We start from the raw sequence: 19,750 nt of genomic DNA on the forward strand, positions 1-19,750 counted from the left end.
TTCCCCTCCACCAGCCTTCGGCCGGTCCCCCTCCCCATCTCTCGATGGGGAGGAATAGGATAGGGTCCGCTTTCCACCCAAAGGTTCAGATTAAACGCAGTCCGCTCAACCCCCTTGCGACAGAGCCAAGCCGCCTCTATCTGCATCGATGCGACAGGTTCCCCGCAAGGGGATGAAAAGGGAAGTCGGGTAAAGCCCGCGCTGCCCCTGCAACTGTAAGCGGCGAGCCATCCGGCCATCACGCCATTGGACCCACGGGGTTTCCGAGAAGGCGGCCGGAAAGCATCGACCCGCGAGCCAGGAGACCTGCCTGACGCAGTCGTTCTTCGACCGGACAGGGTGCGCCGGCCGAACGGGGTTCCCCTCGCCGAGCGACAGCCATCGCCTTGCCGGTCCGGCCGCGCAGGGGGAAGTCCTGTCGCCTGTCCGGCGCCGCTCTTCTTCCCGCACGACGCGCCGCCGGGGCATTTGCCGTCGCGGCGGGAGTGTGTGGAATGACTGATGTGCGGAGCGTCCGCTGATGTTGCGGGCTGTCGAGGGCGGAGCGTCGGTGGTCGTCTGTTCGACCTGCCGGTTGTCGGCGGAAAGCCGGGAGGATGACGGCGGACGGCGCGGCGGCGCATTGCTGGCGGAGGCCGTGCGCAAGCTGCGCGACGACGACCCGGCCTATGCGGGGATCGCGGTGCAGGACATGCCCTGCCTCTTCATCTGCGAACGCCATTGCACGGTGCATGTCCGGGGAACCGGCAAGGTCGGCTATGTGCTGGGCGGCTTCACCCCGGATGAGGATGCCGCCCGCGCCATATTGGATTATGCGGCCCGCCATGCCGCGAGCGAAGAGGGCGTGGTGCGCTATGCCGATTGGCCGCAGGGCGTGAAGGGCCATTTCATCGTCCGCACCCCGCCGGACGGCTTCGTCTGCACATGATCCGCTTCGACAATCGCGCAGCCTTCGCCGCCGCGCTGGCCGATTTGCCTTCCCCGGACGCAAGCGCCGTTGCAGCGGCTGCGGAACGGCAGGCAATGTTGACCAAACCCGCCGGATCGCTGGGACGGCTGGAGGAAATCGCCCTGTTCATGGCGGGCTGGCAGGGTCGCGACCGGCCCGAAGCCCAGCGTCTGCGCGCCGCGATCTTCGCGGGCAATCATGGCGTCGCGGCACGGGGCGTCAGCGCCTTCCCGGCGGAGGTCACCGTCCAGATGGTCGCGAATTTCCGCCATGGCGGCGCGGCGATCAACGCGCTGGCCGCCGCCTGCGGCGCGGAACTGGCCGTGGTGCCGCTCGATCTGGAATGCCCCACAGGCGACATCTGCGCCGAAGCCGCGATGAGCGAGGCGGAATGCCTGACCGCGATCAACGCCGGGGCGGCTTCGGTCGAACCGGGCCTGGACCTGCTGCTGCTGGGGGAGATGGGCATCGCCAACAGCACCCCGGCGGCAGCGCTCTGCGCGCAGTCCTTCGGCGGAGCGGCGGACCATTGGGTCGGACGCGGAACGGGCGTGGACGGCCAAGGGCTAGCGCGCAAGGCGCAGGCGGTGACGCTGGCCCTCGCCCTGCACGGGCCGCATTGCGGCGACGCCTTCGAAACGCTGCGGCGTATGGGCGGTCGCGAGATCGCGGCGCTCGCAGGCGCGGTGCTGGCGGCGCGGATGCTGCGCGTGCCGGTGATGCTGGACGGCTTCATCGGCTGCGCGGCGATCGCCCCGCTGGCGAAGGACAATCCAGCCATCACCAGCCATTGCCTGGCCGCGCATATGTCGGCCGAGGCAGGGCATGAACGATTGCTGGCGGCGCTGGCCCTAGACCCGCTGCTGCGTCTGGACATGCGTCTGGGCGAAGGCAGCGGCGCGGCGGTCGCAACGCAGATCGTGCGGTCGGCGCTGGCGGCCCACGCGAACATGGCGACCTTCGCGGAAGCGGCGGTGGCCGGCGCGCTATGAGCGCTCTCCCGATCCACCTGATGCGCCATGGCGCGCCACAGCTTGCCGGACGGCTGCTGGGCCATCTGGACGCCCCGCCGGAGGCGGACGGCATCGCACGCTGCGTCGAACGGGCGCGGGGGCTGGACTTCACGCAGGTGGTGACGTCCGACCTGTCGCGGGCAAGAGCGCCGGGTGCGATCGTCGCGGCGGAACGGGGCGTCGGCCACATTGTCGACCGGCGCTGGCGCGAACTGCATTTCGGCCGTTGGGAAGGGGCCGACCCCGCCTCCCTCCCTTCCGCCGATCTGGCCCGCTTCTGGGACGATCCGGACGGTTTCCCGCCGCCGGAGGGAGAAAGCTGGACCGACCTCCGTGCCCGTATAGGGCAGGCGCTAGGCGACCTTGCCGAACCGACGCTGGTGATCTGCCATGCCGGGGCGATGCGAGCGGCGCTGACGATCCTGTGCGGCTTCGACGTACGGCAGGGCTGGGCGGTCGACCTGCCCTATGGCGCGGTGCTGAGCCTGCGGCTCTGGCCGGGCGAACAGCCATCGCAATGGACAGGCGCGCAGATCACGGGCCTGATCACATGAAGCGGCTGGTGCTGGCCCTGCAATTGATGACGCGGCTGCCCCTGCCCGCGCTGGACGTCGACGAAACGGATTTCGCCGCCTCGATCCGCTGGTTTCCCGCCACCGGCATCGCGGTGGGACTGATCGTCGCGGGCGCCGCCGGACTGGGCCTTCGCATCGATCCCTGGACTGGCGCGCTGTTCGGCGTGCTGGCCTGGGTCGCCATCACCGGCGCGCTGCATCTGGACGGCCTGGGCGATATAGCGGATGCGGCCGGAGCGGCGCATGGCGACCGGTCGCGCCTGTCGGCAGTGCTGGCCGACCCGCATATCGGCAGCTTCGGCGTCGTCGCCATCGGTCTGCAATTGCTGGCCAAGCTGGTCCTGCTACGGCTGTGGCTGGAAAATTTCCCGCTGTGGATGCTGGTTCCCGTGGCACTGGCAGCGCGGATCGGCCCGCTGGTCTGGACCCGATGGCTGCCCTCGCTGCACGAGGGGCTGGCAAGCCAATTCCGATCCGGCTGGCGAGCCGAAGCCCTCCTGTCATGGACGATGCTGGCGCTGGTCCTCAGCTTTTGGGTTCCGGCCCTTTGGGCGGCGGCCCTGTTGATCCCGCTCTGGGGATGGTGGCTGCGGTCGCGGATCGGCGGCATTTCCGGCGATGGCCACGGCGCGGGCATCGAACTGCTGGAAAGCGGCCTGCTCGTCACGATGCTGCTGCTGCGATGAGCGGCTTCACCTGGCATGGCGGGCGGCTGGCGGAGGCGCGGGCGACCTATGGCGGCACGGACTGGATCGATCTGTCGACCGGCATCAGCCCGCTGACATGGCCGGGCGCGGACCATATCCCCGTGGATTGGCGAGCACTGCCCGACCCGCAGGATCTGGCGGCGCTGGAGGCGGCGGCGGCGGCCCATTTCGGGGTCGACCCAGCCCATCTATGCACCATGCCGGGCAGCGAAACGGGCTTGCGGCTGTTGAGCCGGATACTGGACATGCCCGGCCGCTGGCTGACGCCCAGCTATCGCACCCATGCGGAGATTTTCGCGCAGGGCCGCGCCATGACCCCCGGAGAAGATGCGCCACAGCAAGCCGTGGCCCTGCTGCTCGCCAACCCGAACAATCCCGACGGCCGCATCCTGCCGCCCGCCCGCCTGATCGAATGGCTGGAGCGTCTGGAGCGGGCAGGGGGATGGCTGATCGTCGACGAAGCCTATGCCGATGCCATGCCATCATGCAGCATGGCGGGCGAGGTCGGGGAGGGGAGGCGGCTGATCCTGCTGCGATCCTTCGGCAAGTTTTTCGGTCTGGCCGGGGTTCGGCTCGGCTTCCTCATCGGTCCGCAAGAGATTGTCGCAAAGGCGCGGCGGATGTTGGGGGAATGGCCGGTATCCACGGCGGCAATAGCATTCGGCCGCGCAGCCTATGAAGACCACGCCTGGATCGAGGAAACGATAGCGGCGTTGACGAAGCACGCGGCGGAACTGGATGCCGTACTGGCCCGTCACGGGCTGACCGCGCGGGGGGAATGCCCGCTGTTCCGCCTGATAGAGTTGGAGGACGGCCCGGCCCTGTTCGACCGGCTGGCGCGCCGGGCGATCCTGACCCGGCCCTTCGAAGAAAACCGGCGCTGGCTGCGGCTTGGCCTGCCCGGCGATACGGCTGCGCTGGCGCGTCTGGACCGGGCCTTGGCCGATGATTGAACCGGTAGCGCTGGCTGCGCTGATGCTGGACGCCGCGCTGGGCTGGCCGAGCTGGCTCTATGCGCGGATCGGCCATCCGGTGGGCGGCTTTGCGCGGATCATCGGCGCAATGGAGCGGCGCTGGAACCGGACGGACTGGAGCGGCCCGCAGAGGCGGCGGGGCGGCATTGCCCTGCTGCTGCTGTTGCTGGGCGTGGCGGGCGGCGCGGGCTTCGCGCTGCAATGGGCGATCGTCCGATGGGCGGGCGACATGGCGTGGTTCTGGCTGGCGCTGGCGGCCTGGCCAGGATTGGCGCAGCGCAGCCTCTACGCGCATGTGGCCCCCGTGATGCGCGCCCTGGCAAAGGGCGATCTGGATGAAGCGCGGCGGACGGTCGGCTGGATCGTGGGCCGCGACACGGATTCGCTGGACGAAGCGGGCGTCGCCAGGGCCGGAATAGAGAGCCTGGCCGAAAGCTTCTGCGACGGCGTCGTCGCCCCGCTCTTCTGGCTGGTCCTGCTGGGGCTGCCGGGCATCTGGGCTTACAAGGCCGTGAACACCGCCGACAGCATGATCGGGCACAAGGAAGCGCCCTTCACCGATTTCGGCTGGGCGGCGGCGCGTTTCGACGACCTGCTGAACTGGGCGCCTGCGCGGCTGGCGGGCCTTTTGCTGTGCATTGCGGGCGGCGGCGGATGGTCGGTGATGTGGCGCGATCATGGAAGCCACGCCTCCCCCAATGCCGGCTGGCCGGAGGCGGCCATGGCCGGGGCGCTGCGGATCAGGCTGGCCGGGCCGATCCGCTACGATGGCGTGCTGCACGACAAGCCATGGATCGGCGCAGGCGGCGAAGCGGATGCCCACGCCATGCGGAAGGCGCTCCGCATCTATCTAAGCGCCTGCCTCCTGCTGTGGGGCCTGACCGCGATCTGGGAGAGTATCGGATGACGTCATTGCTGGTGCTGGGCGGCTGCCGTTCCGGCAAGAGCCGCTATGCGCAGGAATGGTGCGAGGCCGTTTCGGGCGGCAGGCTGGCCTATATCGCGACGGCCCAAGCCTTCGACACGGAGATGGAGGAACGGATCGCCCGCCACCGGAACGAGCGCGGAAGCCGCTGGCTGACCATCGACGCCCCCATGGACCTGCCGACCGCCTTGTCCGAAGCGGCAGGGCAGGCCGACGCGATCCTGATCGACTGCCTGACGCTCTGGCTCACCAACCTGATGCTGGCGGAGGCGGACATAAGCGCGGCCCGCGCCGCTCTGGCGCAGGCGGTCGCGGCCTGCCCCGTGCCCGTCGCATTGGTGGCCAATGAAGTAGGACTGGGTATCGTGCCGGACAATGCGCTGGCCCGCCGCTTCCGCGACGAGGCGGGCTGGCTCAACCAGCAAATGGCCGCGCAGTGCGAGCAAGTCGTCTTCCTCGCAGCCGGACTACCCATAAAACTGAAAGCTTGACTCAAAATCCTCCCCATCAAAGATGGGGAGGGGGACCATTCGCAAAGCGAATGGTGGAGGGGAAATACGCAGGTCACCCCCCACCAACAGACCTAAGAAAAATCCGCCCCAATCACCCGATAAAGCAATATCCGGTTCTGTATCAGCGCCAGTTCCGTCGCAATCGCGCTCCGCTGCGCGCTATAAAGCCCACGCTGACTAATCAGGCTGTTGAGAAAAGTGTCAATCCCCGCCCGATAACGTTCGTCCGCCAGCGCATAGCCGCGCTGGCTGGCAACCACCAGCCGCTGCTGCGCGGCCCGCTGCTCGTCAATCGTCCCCTCACGAGCCAGCGCGTCGGCCACTTCCTGAAACGCCGTCTGGATTGCCTTTTCATATTGGGCCAGACTGACGTCCCGCTGCGCCTTGCTGAAATCCAGATCGCCCCGCGCCCCGCCACCGAAGATCGGCATGGAGGCCGACGGCCCCGCCGACCAGGCGAAACCCCCGCCGGTAAAGAGCGACGACAGCGCCGAACTCGCTACCCCAATGGCCGCCGTCAGGCTGATCTTCGGAAACATGGCGGCGCGCGCCGCGCCGATGTCGGCATTGGCGGCCTTCAATCGATGCTCAGCCTGAAGCACGTCAGGCCGCTGGAGCAACACGTCGGAAGACAGCCCCGCAGGCGTCTTGGCAATACTCCCGGCCAGCGCCTCAAGCGACTGCGGCAACAGACCATCCTCGACCGGCGCCCCGACCAGAAGGTCGAGCGCATTGCGATCCTGCGCCACTTGCGTGACGTTCGCGGCGATGTCGCTCCTCGCCTGTTCCACCGTCGTTTCGGCCTGATGCACGTCCAGCTTGCCGGTCAGCCCCGCGCCGTTCAGCGACCGGATCAGGGCCAGCGTCCGCTCCGCGCTCGCCAGCGTCTGGCGGGAAAGGGCCAGCAACTCCTGATCGGCGGCCAGCGTCGCATAGGCGCTGGCCGTCTCCGCGATCAGGGCGATGCGCGCCGCCCGCGCCCCTTCCTCCGTCGCCAGATAGGATTCCAGCGCCGCCCGCGTCAGATTCTTCACCCGGCCGAACAGGTCGACCTCGAACGCGCTGAAACCGATATCGGCGCTGTAATTGTCCTGACGGCTGTCGTTCCGCCGGGAAAAACTGGCCCCCGCCTCGCCCGTGACCGCCGGAAGCTGAGCAGCGCGCTGCACCCGATATTGCGCCCGCGCCGCCTCCACATTGGCCAGCGCAGCCCGCAAATCCCGATTATTGGCCAGCGCGCGCTCGATCACCGTCTTCAGCCGCTGGTCGCCGATCAACGCGGTCCAGGGCAGGCCCGGCCTCTCAGCCGCATCGGCCGAACCACCCGGCAAGGCGGCAGGCACAGGCGGCGCCGGACGCACATAATGCGGCGCCATGTCGCAAGCCGACAAGGCGGCCAAACATGCCAAAGTCACAAAAGCGCGCTTCATGCCGGAACCTCCCCAACGGCAACGGGCGACGGCCCCTTCCGGTTGAAGATGCGCATGATCGTCAGGAAGAAGAGCGGAACGTAGAAGATCGCAAGCACCGTCGCGGTCAGCATGCCCCCGACCACCGCCGTCCCGATGGCGATGCGGCTCTGCGCGCCCGCCCCCGTCGCGATGGCGAGCGGGATGACCCCCGCGATGAACGCCAGCGACGTCATCAGGATCGGCCGGAAACGCAGCCGCGCCGCCTCCAGCGCGGCGGACATGGCGTCCTTGCCCTCCAGATAGGCGAGTTCCGCGAATTCCACGATCAGGATCGCATTCTTCGCCGCCAGCCCCATGGTGGTGAGCAGCCCGACCTGGAAATAAATATTATTCTCCAGCCCCCGCAACGTCACCGCCAGCACCGCCCCGATCAGGCCCAGCGGTATCACCAGCAGCACCGCCAGCGGGATCGACCAGCTTTCATACAGCGCCGCCAGGCACAGGAACACCACCAGCACCGACAGCCCGTACAGCAACGGCGCCTGCCCCCCGGAAAGCTGTTCCTGATAGGACAGGCCGCTCCACGCATAGCTGGTGCCGGAGGGAAGCTGCCGTTGCAGCCTCCCCATCTCGTCCATCGCCTCGCCCGAACTCGCTCCCGGCGCCGCCTGCCCCTGAATTTCATAGGATGGCAACCCGTTATAGCGCGACAGGGTGGTCGGCCCCATCGTCCAGTGCGCCGTGGCGAAGGCGGAGAAGGGCACCATCTCCCCCGTGGCGGCGGACCGCACCTGCCAGTTGTCCAGATCGCTCGGCAGGGCGCGGAACGGCGCGTCCGCCTGCATATAGACGCGCTTCACCCGCCCGCGATCGACGAAATCGTTGATATAGGTGCTGCCCCATGCGGCGCTCAGCACATTGTTGACGCTGCCCTGCGTCAGGCCCAGCACGGCCAGCTTTTCGGAATCGATGTCGACCTTGAGCTGCGGCGTATCCTCCAGCGTGGCGGCGCGCACGCCCGCCAGCTTCGGACTGTCGGCCGCCGCTTTCATAAGCTGGTTGCGCAATGCCAGAAAGCGTTCCCGGCTCAGTCCCCCGCTGTTGAGCAGTTCGAAGGTAAAGCCGTTGGACTGGCCCAGCCCGCGAATGGCCGGCGGCGTCATGGCCTGCGCCTTGGCATCGCGGATCGCGGCAAGCTGCTTCGTGGCGCGGTTCGCGATCATCGTCGCGCTGTTGGCCATGCCCTTGCGCTCGTCCCAGGGGGTCAGGCTGATGAAGCCCTGCGCCGTATTTTCCCCCTGTCCCGCGAAGCTGAACCCCTGCGCCATGAAGATGAAGCTGACATTGTCCTTCTCATCGTTCAGGAAATAATTCTGGATGCTTTCCACCGCAGCGCTGGTGCGGGAGGATTTGGCGCCCGCGGGCAGCGTCACCTGCACCATCACCTGCCCCTGATCCTCCACCGGCAGGAAGCTGGTCGGCAGGCGCACGAACAGCAGCCAGAGCAGCACGAGAATGACGGCATAGCCGATCCAGAAGAAGGTCCGCCGCCCGATAAAGCCGTTCAGCCGCGCCATATAACCGCGCGTGACCCGTTCGAACCAGCGGTTGAACCTGCCCATCCAGCCCCTGTCGCGATGCTCCTCGGCCACGGGTTTCAGGATAGTCGCGCACAAGGCGGGCGACAGGATCAGCGCCACCAGCACCGACAACAGCATGGAAGAGACGATGGTGATGGAAAATTGCCGGTAGATGACCCCGGTCGACCCCCCGAAAAAGGCCATGGGCAGCAGCACGGCGGACAGGACCAGAGCGATGCCGATCAACGCATTGCCGATCTCCTCCATCGACTTGATCGTGGCGTCGCGGGGGGAAAGCCCCTCTTCCTCCATCAGCCGTTCGACATTCTCCACCACGACGATGGCGTCGTCCACCAGCAGGCCGATGGACAGCACCATGCCGAACAGCGTCATCGTGTTGATCGAATAGCCGAACAGCGCCAGCACGCCGAAAGTGCCCAGCAGCACCACCGGCACGGCGATGGCGGGCACCAGCGTGGCGCGCCAGCTTTGCAGGAAGAGGAACATGACGACGACGACCAGGCCCACGGCCTCGATCAGCGTCTGCACGACTTCGTCCACCGACAGCTTGATGAAGGGCGTGGTGTCGCGGGGATAGACGACGGTATATCCGTGCGGCAGATCGGCGGACAGCGCCTCCACCCTGGCCTTGACCAGTTCGGCGGTCTTCAGCGCGTCGGCCCCGGGCGCGAGCTGGATCGCCATGCCCGACGCCGGGTGGCGGTTCAGATGGGCCGACGACGTGTAGCTTTCATTGCCCAGTTCGACCCGCGCCACATCGGACAGGTGGACCACCGATCCGTCGCTCTGCGTCTTGACGACGATATTGCGGAACTGTTCGGGCGTCTGCAACCGCGCCTGCGCGGTGACGGTCGCGTTGATCTGCTGCCCTTCGGGGGCGGGATCGGCGCCGATCTGCCCTGCGGAAACCTCTATATTCTGCGCCGCGATGGCGCTTTGCACATCCGACGGCATCAGCTTGACCGTGGCCAGCTTATAGGGGTCCAGCCACACCCGCATCGCATATTGCGAACCGAAGATCTGCGAAGACCCCACGCCGTCGATGCGTGCGATCGAATCCTGGAAATTATTGACCAGATAATCGGCGATGTCCGCCTGAGACGCCGTGTCCGTCCTGTCGTAGAGGCCAACCAGCATCAGGAAGTCGGTCTGCGACTTGGTGACGGTCAGGCCCTGCTGCTGCACGGCGTTGGGCAGGCGGCTCAGCGCCTGCTGCACCTTGTTCTGCACCTGCACCTGCGCCGTGTCGGGATCGGTGCCCTTCTTGAAGGTGACGGTGATCCGCGCCTGCCCGTTGGCGGTCGAGGAGGAGGAGAAATACATCAGCCCGTCGATGCCGGTAAGCTGCTGCTCGATCACCTGGGTGACGCTGGTCTCCACGGTTTCGGCCGAAGCGCCCGGATAGTTGGCGCTGACATTGACCGACGGCGGCGCGATGTCCGGATATTGCGCGATGGGCAGGCTCAGCATCGCGCCCAGCCCCGCCATCATGATGCCGATGGCGATGACCCAGGCGAAGATCGGCCTTTCGATGAAAAAGCGGCTGAGCAAGGTCCGATCCCCCTACTTGCCGGTGGCGGCGGGCTGATCGACAGGCACGGCCTTCACCGCGTCGCCCGGCTGCACCTTGTCCGTGCCCTCCACGATCAGGCGCTCGCCTTTCCTTAGGCCGCCGGTGATCAGCCATTTGTCGCCCACCGCCTGCGCGGCGGTGACGATGCGCCGTTCGACCTTGCCGGACCGGTCCACGACCAGGGCGGTGGCGTTGCCCTTGGGATCGCGGCTGATGCCCTGTTGCGGCGCTAATATGGCACCCGGAACGACCGATTGCGGCGCGACCACGCGAACGAACATGCCGGGCAGCAACAGGCTGTCCGGATTGGGAAAACGCGCCCGCAGCGTGATCGTGCCGCTGTTCGGATCGACAATGGGTTCGGCGAATTCGATCCGCCCCTCCAGCGGATAGTCCGTGCCATCGTCCAGCTTCAGCCGGATGACGGCGCTCGCAGGCAGCGCGCTCCCGGCGGCCAACGCGCGCCGCAATTGCAACAGCTTCGCGCTGGATTGCGTCACGTCCACGAAAATCGGATCGAGTTGCTGGATAGTGGCCAGCGCCGTCGCCTGACTGGCCGTCACCAGCGCACCGGGCGTGACCATGGACCGACCGATGCGCCCGCTGATCGGGGCGCGAACCTGCGTGAAGTTGAGGTTGATGCCGGTCGTCTGGAGCGTGGCGCGGGCCTGCTGCACGGCGGCGGCGGCCTGACGGGCGGCGGCGATCACATCGTCCCGGTCCTGCGCGCTCACCGCCTCGCTCTGGCCCAGCGTGCGGTAACGGTTCGCCCTGGCCTGCGCGGCGGCGGCGGTCGCCTGCGCGCTGGCAAGCGTCGCCTGCGCCTCGTCGCGGGAGGCGCGGTAGAGCGATGGGTCGATCTGGTAGAGCGGCTGGCCCGCCCGCACATAGCTGCCCTCGGTGAAGAGTCGCTTCTGGACGACGCCCGCGACCTGCGGCCGAACCTCTGACATCATGGTGGATGCGGTGCGGCCCGGCAGTTCGGTCGTCACAGTCACGTCCTGCGTCGTCAGCGTCACCACGCCCACCTCCACCGGCCCCTTTTTCGGCGGCTCCCTGTGACCGCAGGCGGCAACCAGAATGCAGAGCGCGAGAGGGGAAAGGCGGCTGAACATGGTCGGCGGACAAGTCCAAATGAAAGGATGGGATCTTCGCCCGGCGCAGGGGGAGGGGAGGGCGCGCCGGGCGAAGGTCGGCTCCATCGCTGGCGCCGACATGGCCCTCATGATCCTTTGGCACGCACCGTTCCAGCGCGACTATCTGTCCCGATGGTTCAATCTGTAGCACATTGTATCTTTATGTATCGGCCGGAGCAGCGGGCGCAGACGCGGGCCGAAAATGCAGCTAGAAGGGCGGCCATGCCCGATCCGTCCCGTCCGCCCCGCGTGATTGTCGTCGATGATGATGAGGATATACGGGACCTGATCGTCGGCCAGCTTTCGCAGGAACGTTATGAAGTGCTGGCGGCGGGCAGCCTTGCCGAATTGCGGGCGCAGACGGCGGCGCGCCCGGTCGACCTGATCGTGTTGGACCTGAACCTGCCAGACGGCGACGGGCTGTCGCTGTGCCGGGAATTGCGGGCGCAGGGCAGCGGCGTGCAGATCATCATGGTGACGGCGCGGGGCAGCGCGGTCGACCGGGTGCTGGGGCTGGAACTGGGCGCGGACGATTATCTGACCAAGCCGTTCGAACCCCGCGAACTGCTGGTGCGGGTCCGCAACCTGCTGCGCCGCTCCCGCAACGAGGAACCGGCGCGGCAGAAGACGGCGCGGATCGCCCGTTTCGGCCCCTGGCGGCTGGACCTGTTCCAGCGCCGCCTGATCGCCGCCGACGACCGGCTGGTCATGCTGTCCTCCGCCGAATTCCGCCTGCTCTCCCGCTTCATAGAGGAACCCAATGTCGTGCTCTCGCGGGAGGCGCTGGTGCCCGAACGGCGGGCGACGGCGGCCTTCGACCGCTCCATCGACCTTCAGATCAGCCGGCTGCGGCAGAAACTGGCGGGTGATTCAGGCGATGGGCCGGGCGGCGGCGGCCTGATCCTGACGGTGCGCGGCGAAGGCTATGTGCTGGCCAGCACGGTGCATTACGAATGATCATTCCGGTCGTGGCGCGGGCGCGCAATTTCTTCCGGTCGCTGGTGGGGCGGATATTCCTGCTGCTGACGGTCGGCATGACGGTCGCCGCCGTGCTGGCGCTGCTGGTGGCGGAACAGGCCCGGCATCTGGATTTCGAACGCTGGCGGCTGCAGCGCGTGGTGGCCAGCGCCGTCGACATCGCCCAGCGCCTCAGCCACGATCCCGCCCGGATCGAGGCGATGCTGGAGGATCAGCGGATCATGGGCGCAAGGACGGCGCCCCGCGGCGTCGCCCTGACCGACCCGAATCCGGCCTTGGCGCAGGCGCTGGAATCCCGGTTCGGGCCGCATTCCAATCCGGAGGCGGGACAGGTGCCGTCAGGACTCTGCTTCGCCGCGAGCAAGGCCGATCCGAACAATCGGGCGGCAGGCCTGATCGACACGCCCCGGCCCGATTGCTGGATCGTCCGCTTCACCGACGAAACGGGGGAGCGGCGGTCGCTCGCCCTCTATCTGCCGCATCTGGTCAAGCCGCCCAGCAACCTCGCCAAGCCCATCTACTTGCTGCTGATCCTGCTTTCCTCGGCCGGGCTGGCGATCGTCGTTGCGCGCTTCGTCTCGACGCCGCTGCGGCGGCTGGAGCGGGCGGCGGAGGCTTTTTCGGTGTCGGTCGATCCGGAAGAAATCCCCGAACGCGGGCCGGAGGAGGTGCGCGCGGCGCTGTCCACCTTCAACCTGATGCAGCGCCGGGTGCGGGCTGGCTTTGCCGAGCGGACGCAGTTGCTGGCCGCAATCAGCCATGATCTCCAGACGCCGCTCACCCGCCTGCGCCTGCGGCTGGAACTGGTGGAAAATGAGGAATTGCGGGCGCGGCTGCTCCAGGATCATCAGGCGATGCTGACGCTGGTGCGCGAAGGGCTGGACCTGGCGGCGAGTACGGAGGCGCAGGAGGACTGGTCGGTGATCGACATCGACTCGCTGCTCACCAGCATGGCGGAGGATGCGCAGGATCTGGGCGCGCCCGTGCGTTTCCTGGCGGGCTGCGGCGGCACCGTGCGGGTCAAGCCGAACGCGCTGACCCGCTGCGTCAGCAATCTCGTCACCAACGCGGTCAAATATGGCGGCAGCGCGGACATCGGTTGCGCGCGGCAGGGCGGTCGCGTGCTGATCGAAGTGCGCGACCATGGCCCCGGTATCGCGCCCGACCAACTGGACCAGATGTTCGAACCCTTCACCCGCGGAGCGGCTGGTCAGCCCGGCGGACGGCCAGGCACAGGCATCGGCCTCACCATCGCCCGATCCCTGGCCCTAAGTTTCGAAGCGTCGGTCCGACTGGCCAACGCCCCAGACGGCGGACTGGTCGCGACCATAGACATGCGGGCGTAACGACCTGGCATTTTCATGCCGTGCCAATGCTGTGTGGAAAAATTCGGAATGTCGGAAGATGGCCATCCCAAAGACATTCCCCTCCCGCAGGCGGGAGGGGCTAGGGGTGGGCGCGAGCGAAGCGAGCTTCCGACTTAACCGTTGCAAAATACCGCATATGTCGCGCCAACCCACCCCCTAACCCCCTCCCGTTTACGGGAGGGGGAATAACGGTAAAGCACCCAAATCACCTCGTCCGGCGAGTCTAGAATTTGCCCACGCTACCAAGGTTGCACTACAACCCGTCATGCTGAACTTGTTCAACTGGCGTTGGCCTTCGGCACAGCATCCATTTCTCCCCACGAACCGCCCCCTCCAAAGGCGCGACGGAACCATTACACCCCGACGAGATTATCTCCTTTACCCTCTTCCCTCTCAGGGCCTCAGGTGACACTATGCATCAGATCGCGGCGGGGGATCGTCGCGCCGAATTGAAGACGCTGCATGGCGGCGGCGCGGCGAAGATGTCGCCGGCCGCAACATGACGGTCGTGCAAATGCCGGAAATGCTCTTGCGTCGCCGGACAAGCATCGTGCGTTCTTTTGCTAAGACATTTTCAGATAAAATCCGGCGCAGATGGAAATTTTTTAATCTGCCATCCTTCTATTACACTGTTTTTACGGACCATATGGGTCTATATCTATTCCACGGCTACTTTAGCGGGAGTCGCCAGTGACAAAGAATGAGCTGTTTTCCAGCTTCACGCGGAAGTTCGATGATCGGCGCCAGGCCGAAATGTCCATCGAAGATTATCTGCTGGGATGTCGCAACGATCCATTGATGCACGCATCGGCGCCGGAGCGGCTTCTGGCCGCCATCGGCGAGCCTGAGATCATCGACACGTCCCGCGATCAGCGGCTCGGCCGCATCTTCATGAACCGGACCATCCGGCGCTACCGAAGCTTCACCAATTTCTACGGCATGGAGGCGACGATCGAACATATCGTCAGCTTCCTGCGCCACGCCAGCCAGGGATTGGAGGAGCGCAAGCAGATCCTCTACCTGCTCGGCCCGGTGGGCGGCGGCAAATCGTCGCTGGCCGAACGGCTGAAGGCGCTGATGGAGGCGCACCCCATCTATGTGCTGAAGGCGGGGGACGAGATCAGCCCGATCTTCGAAAGCCCGCTCGCCCTGTTCGACGCGGAGACGCATGGCGACTTCATAGAGGAAAATTACGCCATCCCCCGGCGGCGGCTGACGGGCATGATCAGCCCCTGGTGCCGCAAGCGGCTGGACGAATTCGGCGGCGACATCTCCCAGTTCAAGGTCGTGCGCATGATGCCGTCGCGCATGCGGCAGGTCGCCATCGCCAAGACCGAACCAGGCGACGAAAACAACCAGGACATCAGCTCGCTGGTCGGCAAGGTCGACATCCGCAAGCTGGAGATGCTCTCCCAGAACGATCCGGACGCCTACAGCTATTCGGGCGGCCTCAACCGGGCGAACCAGGGGATGCTGGAATTCGTCGAGATGTTCAAGGCGCCGATCAAGATGCTCCACCCGTTGCTGACCGCGACGCAGGAGGGCAATTATATCGGCACGGAAAATATCGGCGCCATTCCTTATACCGGCATCATCATGGCCCACTCCAACGAATCGGAATGGGCGAACTTCAAGAACAACAAGAATAACGAAGCCTTCATCGACCGCATCTACGTCATAAAAGTCCCCTACAGCCTGCAAGCCACCGAAGAACGCCATGTCTACGAAAAATTGCTGCGGGAATCCGACCTCAGCAAAGCCCCCTGCGCGCCGGGAACATTGGACATGCTGGCCCGCTTCTCCGTCCTGACCCGCCTGCGCGAGCATGAGAACAGCAATCTCTATTCCAAGATGCGCGTCTACGACGGTGAAATGCTGCGGGAAATCGACCCGCGCGCGAAAAGCCTCCAGGAATATCGCGACGCGGCGGGCGTGGACGAGGGCATGTCCGGCATCTCCACCCGCTTCGCTTTCAAGGCGCTGTCCGCCACCTTCAACCACGACACCAATGAGATCGCGGCCGACCCGGTCCACCTCATGTATGTGCTGGAGGGGATGGTCCGGCAGGAACAATTCCCGGCCGAGGTCGAATCCCGCTATCTGGAGTTCATCAAGGGCGAACTCGCCCCGCGCTACGCCGAATTCATCGGCAATGAAATCCAGAAGGCCTATCTGGAATCCTACCATGATTACGGCCAGAACCTGTTCGACCGCTACGTCGCCTATGCCGACGCGTGGATCGAAGATCTGGACTTCAAGGACCCCGACACCGGCCAGCTTCTGGACCGGGAGGTCATCAACCAGGAACTGTCCAAGACCGAAAAGCCGGCAGGCATCGCCAATCCCAAGGATTTCCGCAACGAGGTCGTGAAATTCGCCCTCCGCATGCGGGCGAGCAACGACGGCCGCAACCCGTCCTGGACCAGCTACGAGAAAATCCGCGAAGTCATCGAAAAGCGGATGTTCAGCCAGGTCGAGGATCTGCTGCCGGTCATCAGCTTCGGATCGAAGAAGGACGGCGACACCGCCAGCAAGCATGACGAATTCGTCGCGCGCATGATCGAAAGAGGCTATACTGAGCGGCAGGTCCGGCGGCTTGTCGAATGGTATATCCGCGTGAAACAGGCCGGTTGATGGAGGCGCCAAGCCAGCCATGCACATAGTCGACAGACGGTTGAACCCAGGCGGCAAGAGCCTGGTCAACAGACAGCGCTTCCTGCGAAGGGCAAGGGCCTATGTGCAACAGGCGGTGCGCGACAGCCTGAAGGACCGCAGCATCAAGGATCTGGACAAGGAAGGCCAGATATCCATCCAGCGCGATGTGATCCACGAACCGACGCTGCACCGCGCGGCGCAGGGCGGCAGCCGCGAACGGGTCTTCCCCGGCAACCACGACTATATGGAGGGGGACAGGATCAAGCGCCCCGACGGCGGCGCGGGCGCGGGGTCGAAGGCCGGGCAGGGCGAGGGCAATGACGATTTCCAGTTCGCGCTCAGCCGCGAAGAATTTCTGGACCTGTTCCTCGACGATCTGGAACTGCCGGACCTGGCCAAAAGGCGGCTGATCGGCGGCGCGGTCGACGGCATCAGGCGGGCGGGCTATTCGACCGCCGGCAACCCCTCCAACCTCTCCGTGCCCCGCACCATGCAAAAGGCGATGTCGCGCCGCCTCGCGCTGCGCCGCCCCAAGGGCGCCGACCTCGCCCGGATCGAGGAGGAGATCGCCCTGATCGAAGCACGCGACCCGCCCCTGCCCGACGACGCCGTGCGGCTGGAAGCGTTGCGGGAGGAACGCTCCACCATCATCCGCCGCCGCAACCTGATCGCCTATATCGACCCCGTCGACCTGCGCTACCGCCGCTTCGAAACGGTGCCCAAGCCCGTCGCGCAGGCGGTGATGTTCTGCCTGATGGACGTCTCCGGCTCCATGACGGAACATATGAAGGACTTGGCCAAGCGCTTCTTCGCGCTGCTGCACCTGTTCCTGACGCGCTGCTACGAACATGTGGAGGTGGTGTTCATCCACCATACCGACCGGGCGGCGGAGGTGGACGAACAGACCTTCTTCTACAGCACGGTCACGGGCGGCACCCTTGTTTCCAGCGCGCTCGATAAGCTGATCGAAGTGGTGCAGGAACGCTTCCGGCCCGACGACTGGAACATCTATGTCGCGCAGGCGTCGGACGGCGACACGATGCAGTCCGACAATGGCCGGGTGGTCAGCCTGATGCAGCAGGACATCCTGCCCTTCAGCCAATATTTCGCCTATCTGGAAGTCGGACGGGAGGAATTTGCCGACATAGAGTCGATCGGCACGACCACCGGCCTGTGGCAGGCCTACGCCCCGGTTTCGGAGGCCAACCGCAATTTCGTGATGCGCAAAGTGCATCATCGCCGCGAAATCTACCCCGTCTTCCGCGAACTTTTCCAGCGCAAGGGCGTGGCGGAGCGGAGTTCATGATGGGGAGGTCGGCATGACGGTCGAACTGGCGCCCGCCCCGCTGTTCACGGGCAGCGATTGGGATTTTTCCCTCATCAACCGCATCCACGACACGATCGAACCGATCGCGCTTCAGGAAATGAAGCTGAACATCTATCCCAACCAGATAGAGATCATCAGCGCGGAACAGATGCTGGACGCCTATTCCTCCATCGGCATGCCGCTCTTCTACAAACATTGGTCCTTCGGCAAGCAGTTCGTGACCAATGAAATGATGTACCGCAAGGGGCTGCGCGGCCTCGCCTATGAACTGGTGATCAATTCCGATCCCTGCATCAACTATCTGATGCAGGAAAACAGCGCGACGATGCAGACCCTCGTCATCGCCCATGCCGCCTTCGGACATAATCATTTCTTCAAGAATAATTATGTCTTCAAACAATGGACCGACGCGGAAGGCATTCTCGACTATCTGGAGTTCGCCAAACGCTATATCGCCCAGTGCGAGGAACGCTATGGCCAGTTGCCGGTCGAACGGGTGCTGGACGCCGCCCACGCGCTGATGAACCAGGGCGTCCACCGCTATCCCCGCGTCCGGCCAAGGGATTTGAAGGCGGAGGCAGCGCGGGAGGCGGAGCGGCAGGCCTATCGCGACCGCATCTATGACGATCTGTGGCGCACCGTGCCCAGCGGCGCGAAGGCGGACGCGATCCCCAGCGACGCAAGACGGGCGGCGCTGGGCCTGCCGCAGGAAAATATCCTCTATTTCCTGGAGAAGACCGGCCCCCTGCTGCAAAGCTGGCAGCGGGAGATATTGCGGATCGTCCGGCTGATCGCGCAATATTTCTACCCCCAGCGCCAGACCAAGGCGATGAATGAGGGCTGCGCCACCTACACCCATTATCGCATCATGACGACGCTGCACGAACGGGGCTGGATCACGGACGGTTCGTTCATGGAATTCCTGTCATCCCATACCAATGTCGTCTACCAACCCACTTATGATTCAGGACAATTTGGCGGCTTCAACCCCTATGCTCTGGGGTTCGGCATCATGTCCGACATAGAGCGCATCTGCCGCGAACCGACGGAGGAGGACCGGGAATGGTATCCCGAAATCGCCGGATCGAACGACGCGATGGAAGTGCTGAAGGACATATGGGCCAATTACCGTGACGAAAGCTTCGTCTCCCAATTCCTCAGCCCCCATCTGATCCGGCAATGGCGATTGTTCAAGATACTCGACAAACAGGGCGAGTCGGAATTGCGCGTCGATGCCATCCATGACGAGCGCGGCTACCGGCGGATTCGCCGCTCCTTGGCGCGGGAATATGAAATCGGGCGGCAGGAACCGGACATTCAGGTGGTCGATGTCGATCTGGCCGGGGACCGCAAGCTGATCGTCGAACATGCCGTGCTGGACGGCGTGCAACTTGACGCGGGCGATGCCGCCATGGTGTTGCAAAATCTGGCGAATCTCTGGGGTTATGAGGTGCTGTTGAGGGAGGTCGACTCCGAAACGCGCAAGGAACTGAAGAGCCACAGCGCGCAGCCCAACGCGGCCTGGCTGCGCTGAACCGGTGCGCCCGGCGGACGGGATCGGAACGGGGACAAGATTCCATTTTCAATCGCCGGCAGGAAAGGCTAAGTTACCGGCCGGTTTTTCGTGGGCGAAGTCGGATTTGTCGTTCGAAAGGCGATGGAGAGGATAAGCCCCGCGACAGGCAGGAGTTCGCTTCATGACGAATGCCCTTACTCCAGAAGAATGTCTCGACCGGGCGCGAATGCATGATCAGTTGGCGGCGACGACCGCCGATGCTTCTGCGCGCATGATGCATCAGGCGATGGCCGCCGAATTCCGCCGCCGCGCCGGAATGGCGGCGGACGGCATGCGTCAGGTGGCCAGCAGACCCATCATCGAACTGATGCCCAACGTCGCCTGACGGGTAATCCCAACCGTTCGTGCCAAGTAGGGGCTAAACGCAGTCGAGTTCCCCCTCCCGCAGGCGGGAGGGGGAACTCGACTGCGTTTAGCCCCTACTTGGCACGAACGGTTGGGATTACCCGTCAGGCGACGTTGGGCATCAG

The 19,750-nt window shown here is 65.3% G+C and carries 17 protein-coding genes and 1 riboswitch; of the genes, 14 read left to right on the forward strand and 3 right to left on the reverse strand.

Annotated features, from left to right (window positions below):
* Nucleotides 1-138: 138 nt before the first annotated feature.
* Nucleotides 139-328, forward strand: a riboswitch (cobalamin riboswitch).
* Between the two features lie 192 nt (nucleotides 329-520).
* Genes BV95_RS20570 through cobU form a run of 7 tightly spaced genes read left to right on the forward strand, consistent with a single transcriptional unit; the run spans nucleotide 521 to nucleotide 5,634 of the window.
* A complete protein-coding gene (locus BV95_RS20570) occupies nucleotides 521-928 on the forward strand; it encodes a DUF1636 domain-containing protein (RefSeq protein ID WP_037456654.1) in 408 nt (135 codons plus the stop codon).
* A complete protein-coding gene (cobT, locus tag BV95_RS20575; RefSeq protein ID WP_037456656.1) occupies nucleotides 925-1,941 on the forward strand; it encodes a nicotinate-nucleotide--dimethylbenzimidazole phosphoribosyltransferase in 1,017 nt (338 codons plus the stop codon). The genes BV95_RS20570 and cobT overlap by 4 nt, the downstream gene beginning before the upstream one ends.
* A complete protein-coding gene (locus tag BV95_RS20580) occupies nucleotides 1,938-2,516 on the forward strand; it encodes a histidine phosphatase family protein (RefSeq protein ID WP_037456659.1) in 579 nt (192 codons plus the stop codon). Before cobT ends, BV95_RS20580 begins: the two co-directional genes overlap by 4 nt.
* Nucleotides 2,513-3,223 carry an adenosylcobinamide-GDP ribazoletransferase gene (locus BV95_RS20585; protein ID WP_037456661.1) on the forward strand — a complete coding sequence of 237 codons (711 nt, stop codon included), beginning with the start codon at nucleotides 2,513-2,515 and terminating at the stop codon, nucleotides 3,221-3,223. Before BV95_RS20580 ends, BV95_RS20585 begins: the two co-directional genes overlap by 4 nt.
* On the forward strand, nucleotides 3,220-4,197 hold the full coding sequence (locus tag BV95_RS20590) for a threonine-phosphate decarboxylase (protein WP_037456664.1): 978 nt from the start codon (nucleotides 3,220-3,222) through the stop codon (nucleotides 4,195-4,197). The genes BV95_RS20585 and BV95_RS20590 overlap by 4 nt, the downstream gene beginning before the upstream one ends.
* Nucleotides 4,190-5,125, forward strand: coding sequence for an adenosylcobinamide-phosphate synthase CbiB (cbiB, locus tag BV95_RS20595; protein WP_037456666.1), 936 nt, complete (start codon nucleotides 4,190-4,192; stop codon nucleotides 5,123-5,125). Before BV95_RS20590 ends, cbiB begins: the two co-directional genes overlap by 8 nt.
* Nucleotides 5,122-5,634, forward strand: coding sequence for a bifunctional adenosylcobinamide kinase/adenosylcobinamide-phosphate guanylyltransferase (cobU, locus tag BV95_RS20600; RefSeq protein WP_174544481.1), 513 nt, complete (start codon nucleotides 5,122-5,124; stop codon nucleotides 5,632-5,634). The genes cbiB and cobU overlap by 4 nt, the downstream gene beginning before the upstream one ends.
* A gap of 92 nt (nucleotides 5,635-5,726) precedes the next feature.
* On the opposite strand, the gene BV95_RS20605 is transcribed toward cobU, so the two are convergent.
* The 3 genes from BV95_RS20605 to BV95_RS20615 are packed head-to-tail and all read right to left on the reverse strand — an operon-like array spanning nucleotide 5,727 to nucleotide 11,356.
* Nucleotides 5,727-7,085: an efflux transporter outer membrane subunit gene (locus BV95_RS20605; protein ID WP_037456669.1), complete on the reverse strand. Its 1,359-nt coding sequence runs from the start codon at nucleotides 7,083-7,085 to the stop codon at nucleotides 5,727-5,729.
* Nucleotides 7,082-10,219 carry an efflux RND transporter permease subunit gene (locus tag BV95_RS20610; protein ID WP_037456672.1) on the reverse strand — a complete coding sequence of 1,046 codons (3,138 nt, stop codon included), beginning with the start codon at nucleotides 10,217-10,219 and terminating at the stop codon, nucleotides 7,082-7,084. The genes BV95_RS20605 and BV95_RS20610 overlap by 4 nt, the downstream gene beginning before the upstream one ends.
* Before the next feature lie 12 nt (nucleotides 10,220-10,231).
* Nucleotides 10,232-11,356 carry an efflux RND transporter periplasmic adaptor subunit gene (locus tag BV95_RS20615; RefSeq protein ID WP_037456674.1) on the reverse strand — a complete coding sequence of 375 codons (1,125 nt, stop codon included), beginning with the start codon at nucleotides 11,354-11,356 and terminating at the stop codon, nucleotides 10,232-10,234.
* Nucleotides 11,357-11,375: 19 nt separating this feature from the next.
* Between BV95_RS20615 and BV95_RS23935 the strand changes: the two genes are divergently transcribed.
* From BV95_RS23935 to BV95_RS20645, 7 genes are all read left to right on the forward strand, one after another.
* Nucleotides 11,376-11,525 (forward strand): hypothetical protein, encoded by a 150-nt coding sequence (locus tag BV95_RS23935; protein WP_013849560.1) that lies wholly within the window; start codon nucleotides 11,376-11,378, stop codon nucleotides 11,523-11,525.
* A 74-nt stretch (nucleotides 11,526-11,599) separates the two neighbouring features.
* On the forward strand, nucleotides 11,600-12,334 hold the full coding sequence (locus BV95_RS20620; protein ID WP_037456678.1) for a response regulator transcription factor: 735 nt from the start codon (nucleotides 11,600-11,602) through the stop codon (nucleotides 12,332-12,334).
* Nucleotides 12,331-13,701: a sensor histidine kinase gene (locus BV95_RS20625; protein WP_037456681.1), complete on the forward strand. Its 1,371-nt coding sequence runs from the start codon at nucleotides 12,331-12,333 to the stop codon at nucleotides 13,699-13,701. Before BV95_RS20620 ends, BV95_RS20625 begins: the two co-directional genes overlap by 4 nt.
* Before the next feature lie 711 nt (nucleotides 13,702-14,412).
* Nucleotides 14,413-16,356 carry a PrkA family serine protein kinase gene (locus tag BV95_RS20630; protein ID WP_037456684.1) on the forward strand — a complete coding sequence of 648 codons (1,944 nt, stop codon included), beginning with the start codon at nucleotides 14,413-14,415 and terminating at the stop codon, nucleotides 16,354-16,356.
* Between the two features lie 19 nt (nucleotides 16,357-16,375).
* Complete coding sequence (locus BV95_RS20635; protein WP_037456687.1) at nucleotides 16,376-17,683, forward strand: YeaH/YhbH family protein; 1,308 nt, start codon at nucleotides 16,376-16,378, stop codon at nucleotides 17,681-17,683.
* 13 nt (nucleotides 17,684-17,696) lie between these two features.
* Entirely contained in the window at nucleotides 17,697-19,238 is a 1,542-nt protein-coding gene (locus BV95_RS20640) for a SpoVR family protein (RefSeq protein ID WP_037456690.1), read from the forward strand.
* A gap of 163 nt (nucleotides 19,239-19,401) precedes the next feature.
* The gene (locus BV95_RS20645) at nucleotides 19,402-19,605 is read left to right on the forward strand and encodes a hypothetical protein (protein ID WP_037456693.1); all 204 of its coding nucleotides are present in this window, start codon (nucleotides 19,402-19,404) and stop codon (nucleotides 19,603-19,605) included.
* Nucleotides 19,606-19,750: the final 145 nt, after the last annotated feature.

Origin of the sequence: Sphingobium chlorophenolicum, assembly GCF_000722875.1 — a bacterium.
In the GTDB taxonomy this organism is placed as follows: domain Bacteria; phylum Pseudomonadota; class Alphaproteobacteria; order Sphingomonadales; family Sphingomonadaceae; genus Sphingobium; species Sphingobium chlorophenolicum.

Bases quoted from the DNA above. Each gene is read 5' to 3' on its own strand.
- BV95_RS20570 (WP_037456654.1), top strand. From the start codon at position 521: ATGTTGCGGGCTGTCGAGGGCGGAGCGTCGGTGGTCGTCTGTTCGACC.
- cobT (WP_037456656.1), top strand. From the start codon at position 925: ATGATCCGCTTCGACAATCGCGCAGCCTTCGCCGCCGCGCTGGCCGAT.
- BV95_RS20580 (WP_037456659.1), top strand. From the start codon at position 1,938: ATGAGCGCTCTCCCGATCCACCTGATGCGCCATGGCGCGCCACAGCTT.
- BV95_RS20585 (WP_037456661.1), top strand. From the start codon at position 2,513: ATGAAGCGGCTGGTGCTGGCCCTGCAATTGATGACGCGGCTGCCCCTG.
- BV95_RS20590 (WP_037456664.1), top strand. From the start codon at position 3,220: ATGAGCGGCTTCACCTGGCATGGCGGGCGGCTGGCGGAGGCGCGGGCG.
- cbiB (WP_037456666.1), top strand. From the start codon at position 4,190: ATGATTGAACCGGTAGCGCTGGCTGCGCTGATGCTGGACGCCGCGCTG.
- cobU (WP_174544481.1), top strand. From the start codon at position 5,122: ATGACGTCATTGCTGGTGCTGGGCGGCTGCCGTTCCGGCAAGAGCCGC.
- BV95_RS20605 (WP_037456669.1), bottom strand. From the start codon at position 7,085: ATGAAGCGCGCTTTTGTGACTTTGGCATGTTTGGCCGCCTTGTCGGCT.
- BV95_RS20615 (WP_037456674.1), bottom strand. From the start codon at position 11,356: ATGTTCAGCCGCCTTTCCCCTCTCGCGCTCTGCATTCTGGTTGCCGCC.
- BV95_RS23935 (WP_013849560.1), top strand. From the start codon at position 11,376: ATGAAAGGATGGGATCTTCGCCCGGCGCAGGGGGAGGGGAGGGCGCGC.
- BV95_RS20620 (WP_037456678.1), top strand. From the start codon at position 11,600: ATGCCCGATCCGTCCCGTCCGCCCCGCGTGATTGTCGTCGATGATGAT.
- BV95_RS20625 (WP_037456681.1), top strand. From the start codon at position 12,331: ATGATCATTCCGGTCGTGGCGCGGGCGCGCAATTTCTTCCGGTCGCTG.
- BV95_RS20635 (WP_037456687.1), top strand. From the start codon at position 16,376: ATGCACATAGTCGACAGACGGTTGAACCCAGGCGGCAAGAGCCTGGTC.
- BV95_RS20640 (WP_037456690.1), top strand. From the start codon at position 17,697: ATGACGGTCGAACTGGCGCCCGCCCCGCTGTTCACGGGCAGCGATTGG.
- BV95_RS20645 (WP_037456693.1), top strand. From the start codon at position 19,402: ATGACGAATGCCCTTACTCCAGAAGAATGTCTCGACCGGGCGCGAATG.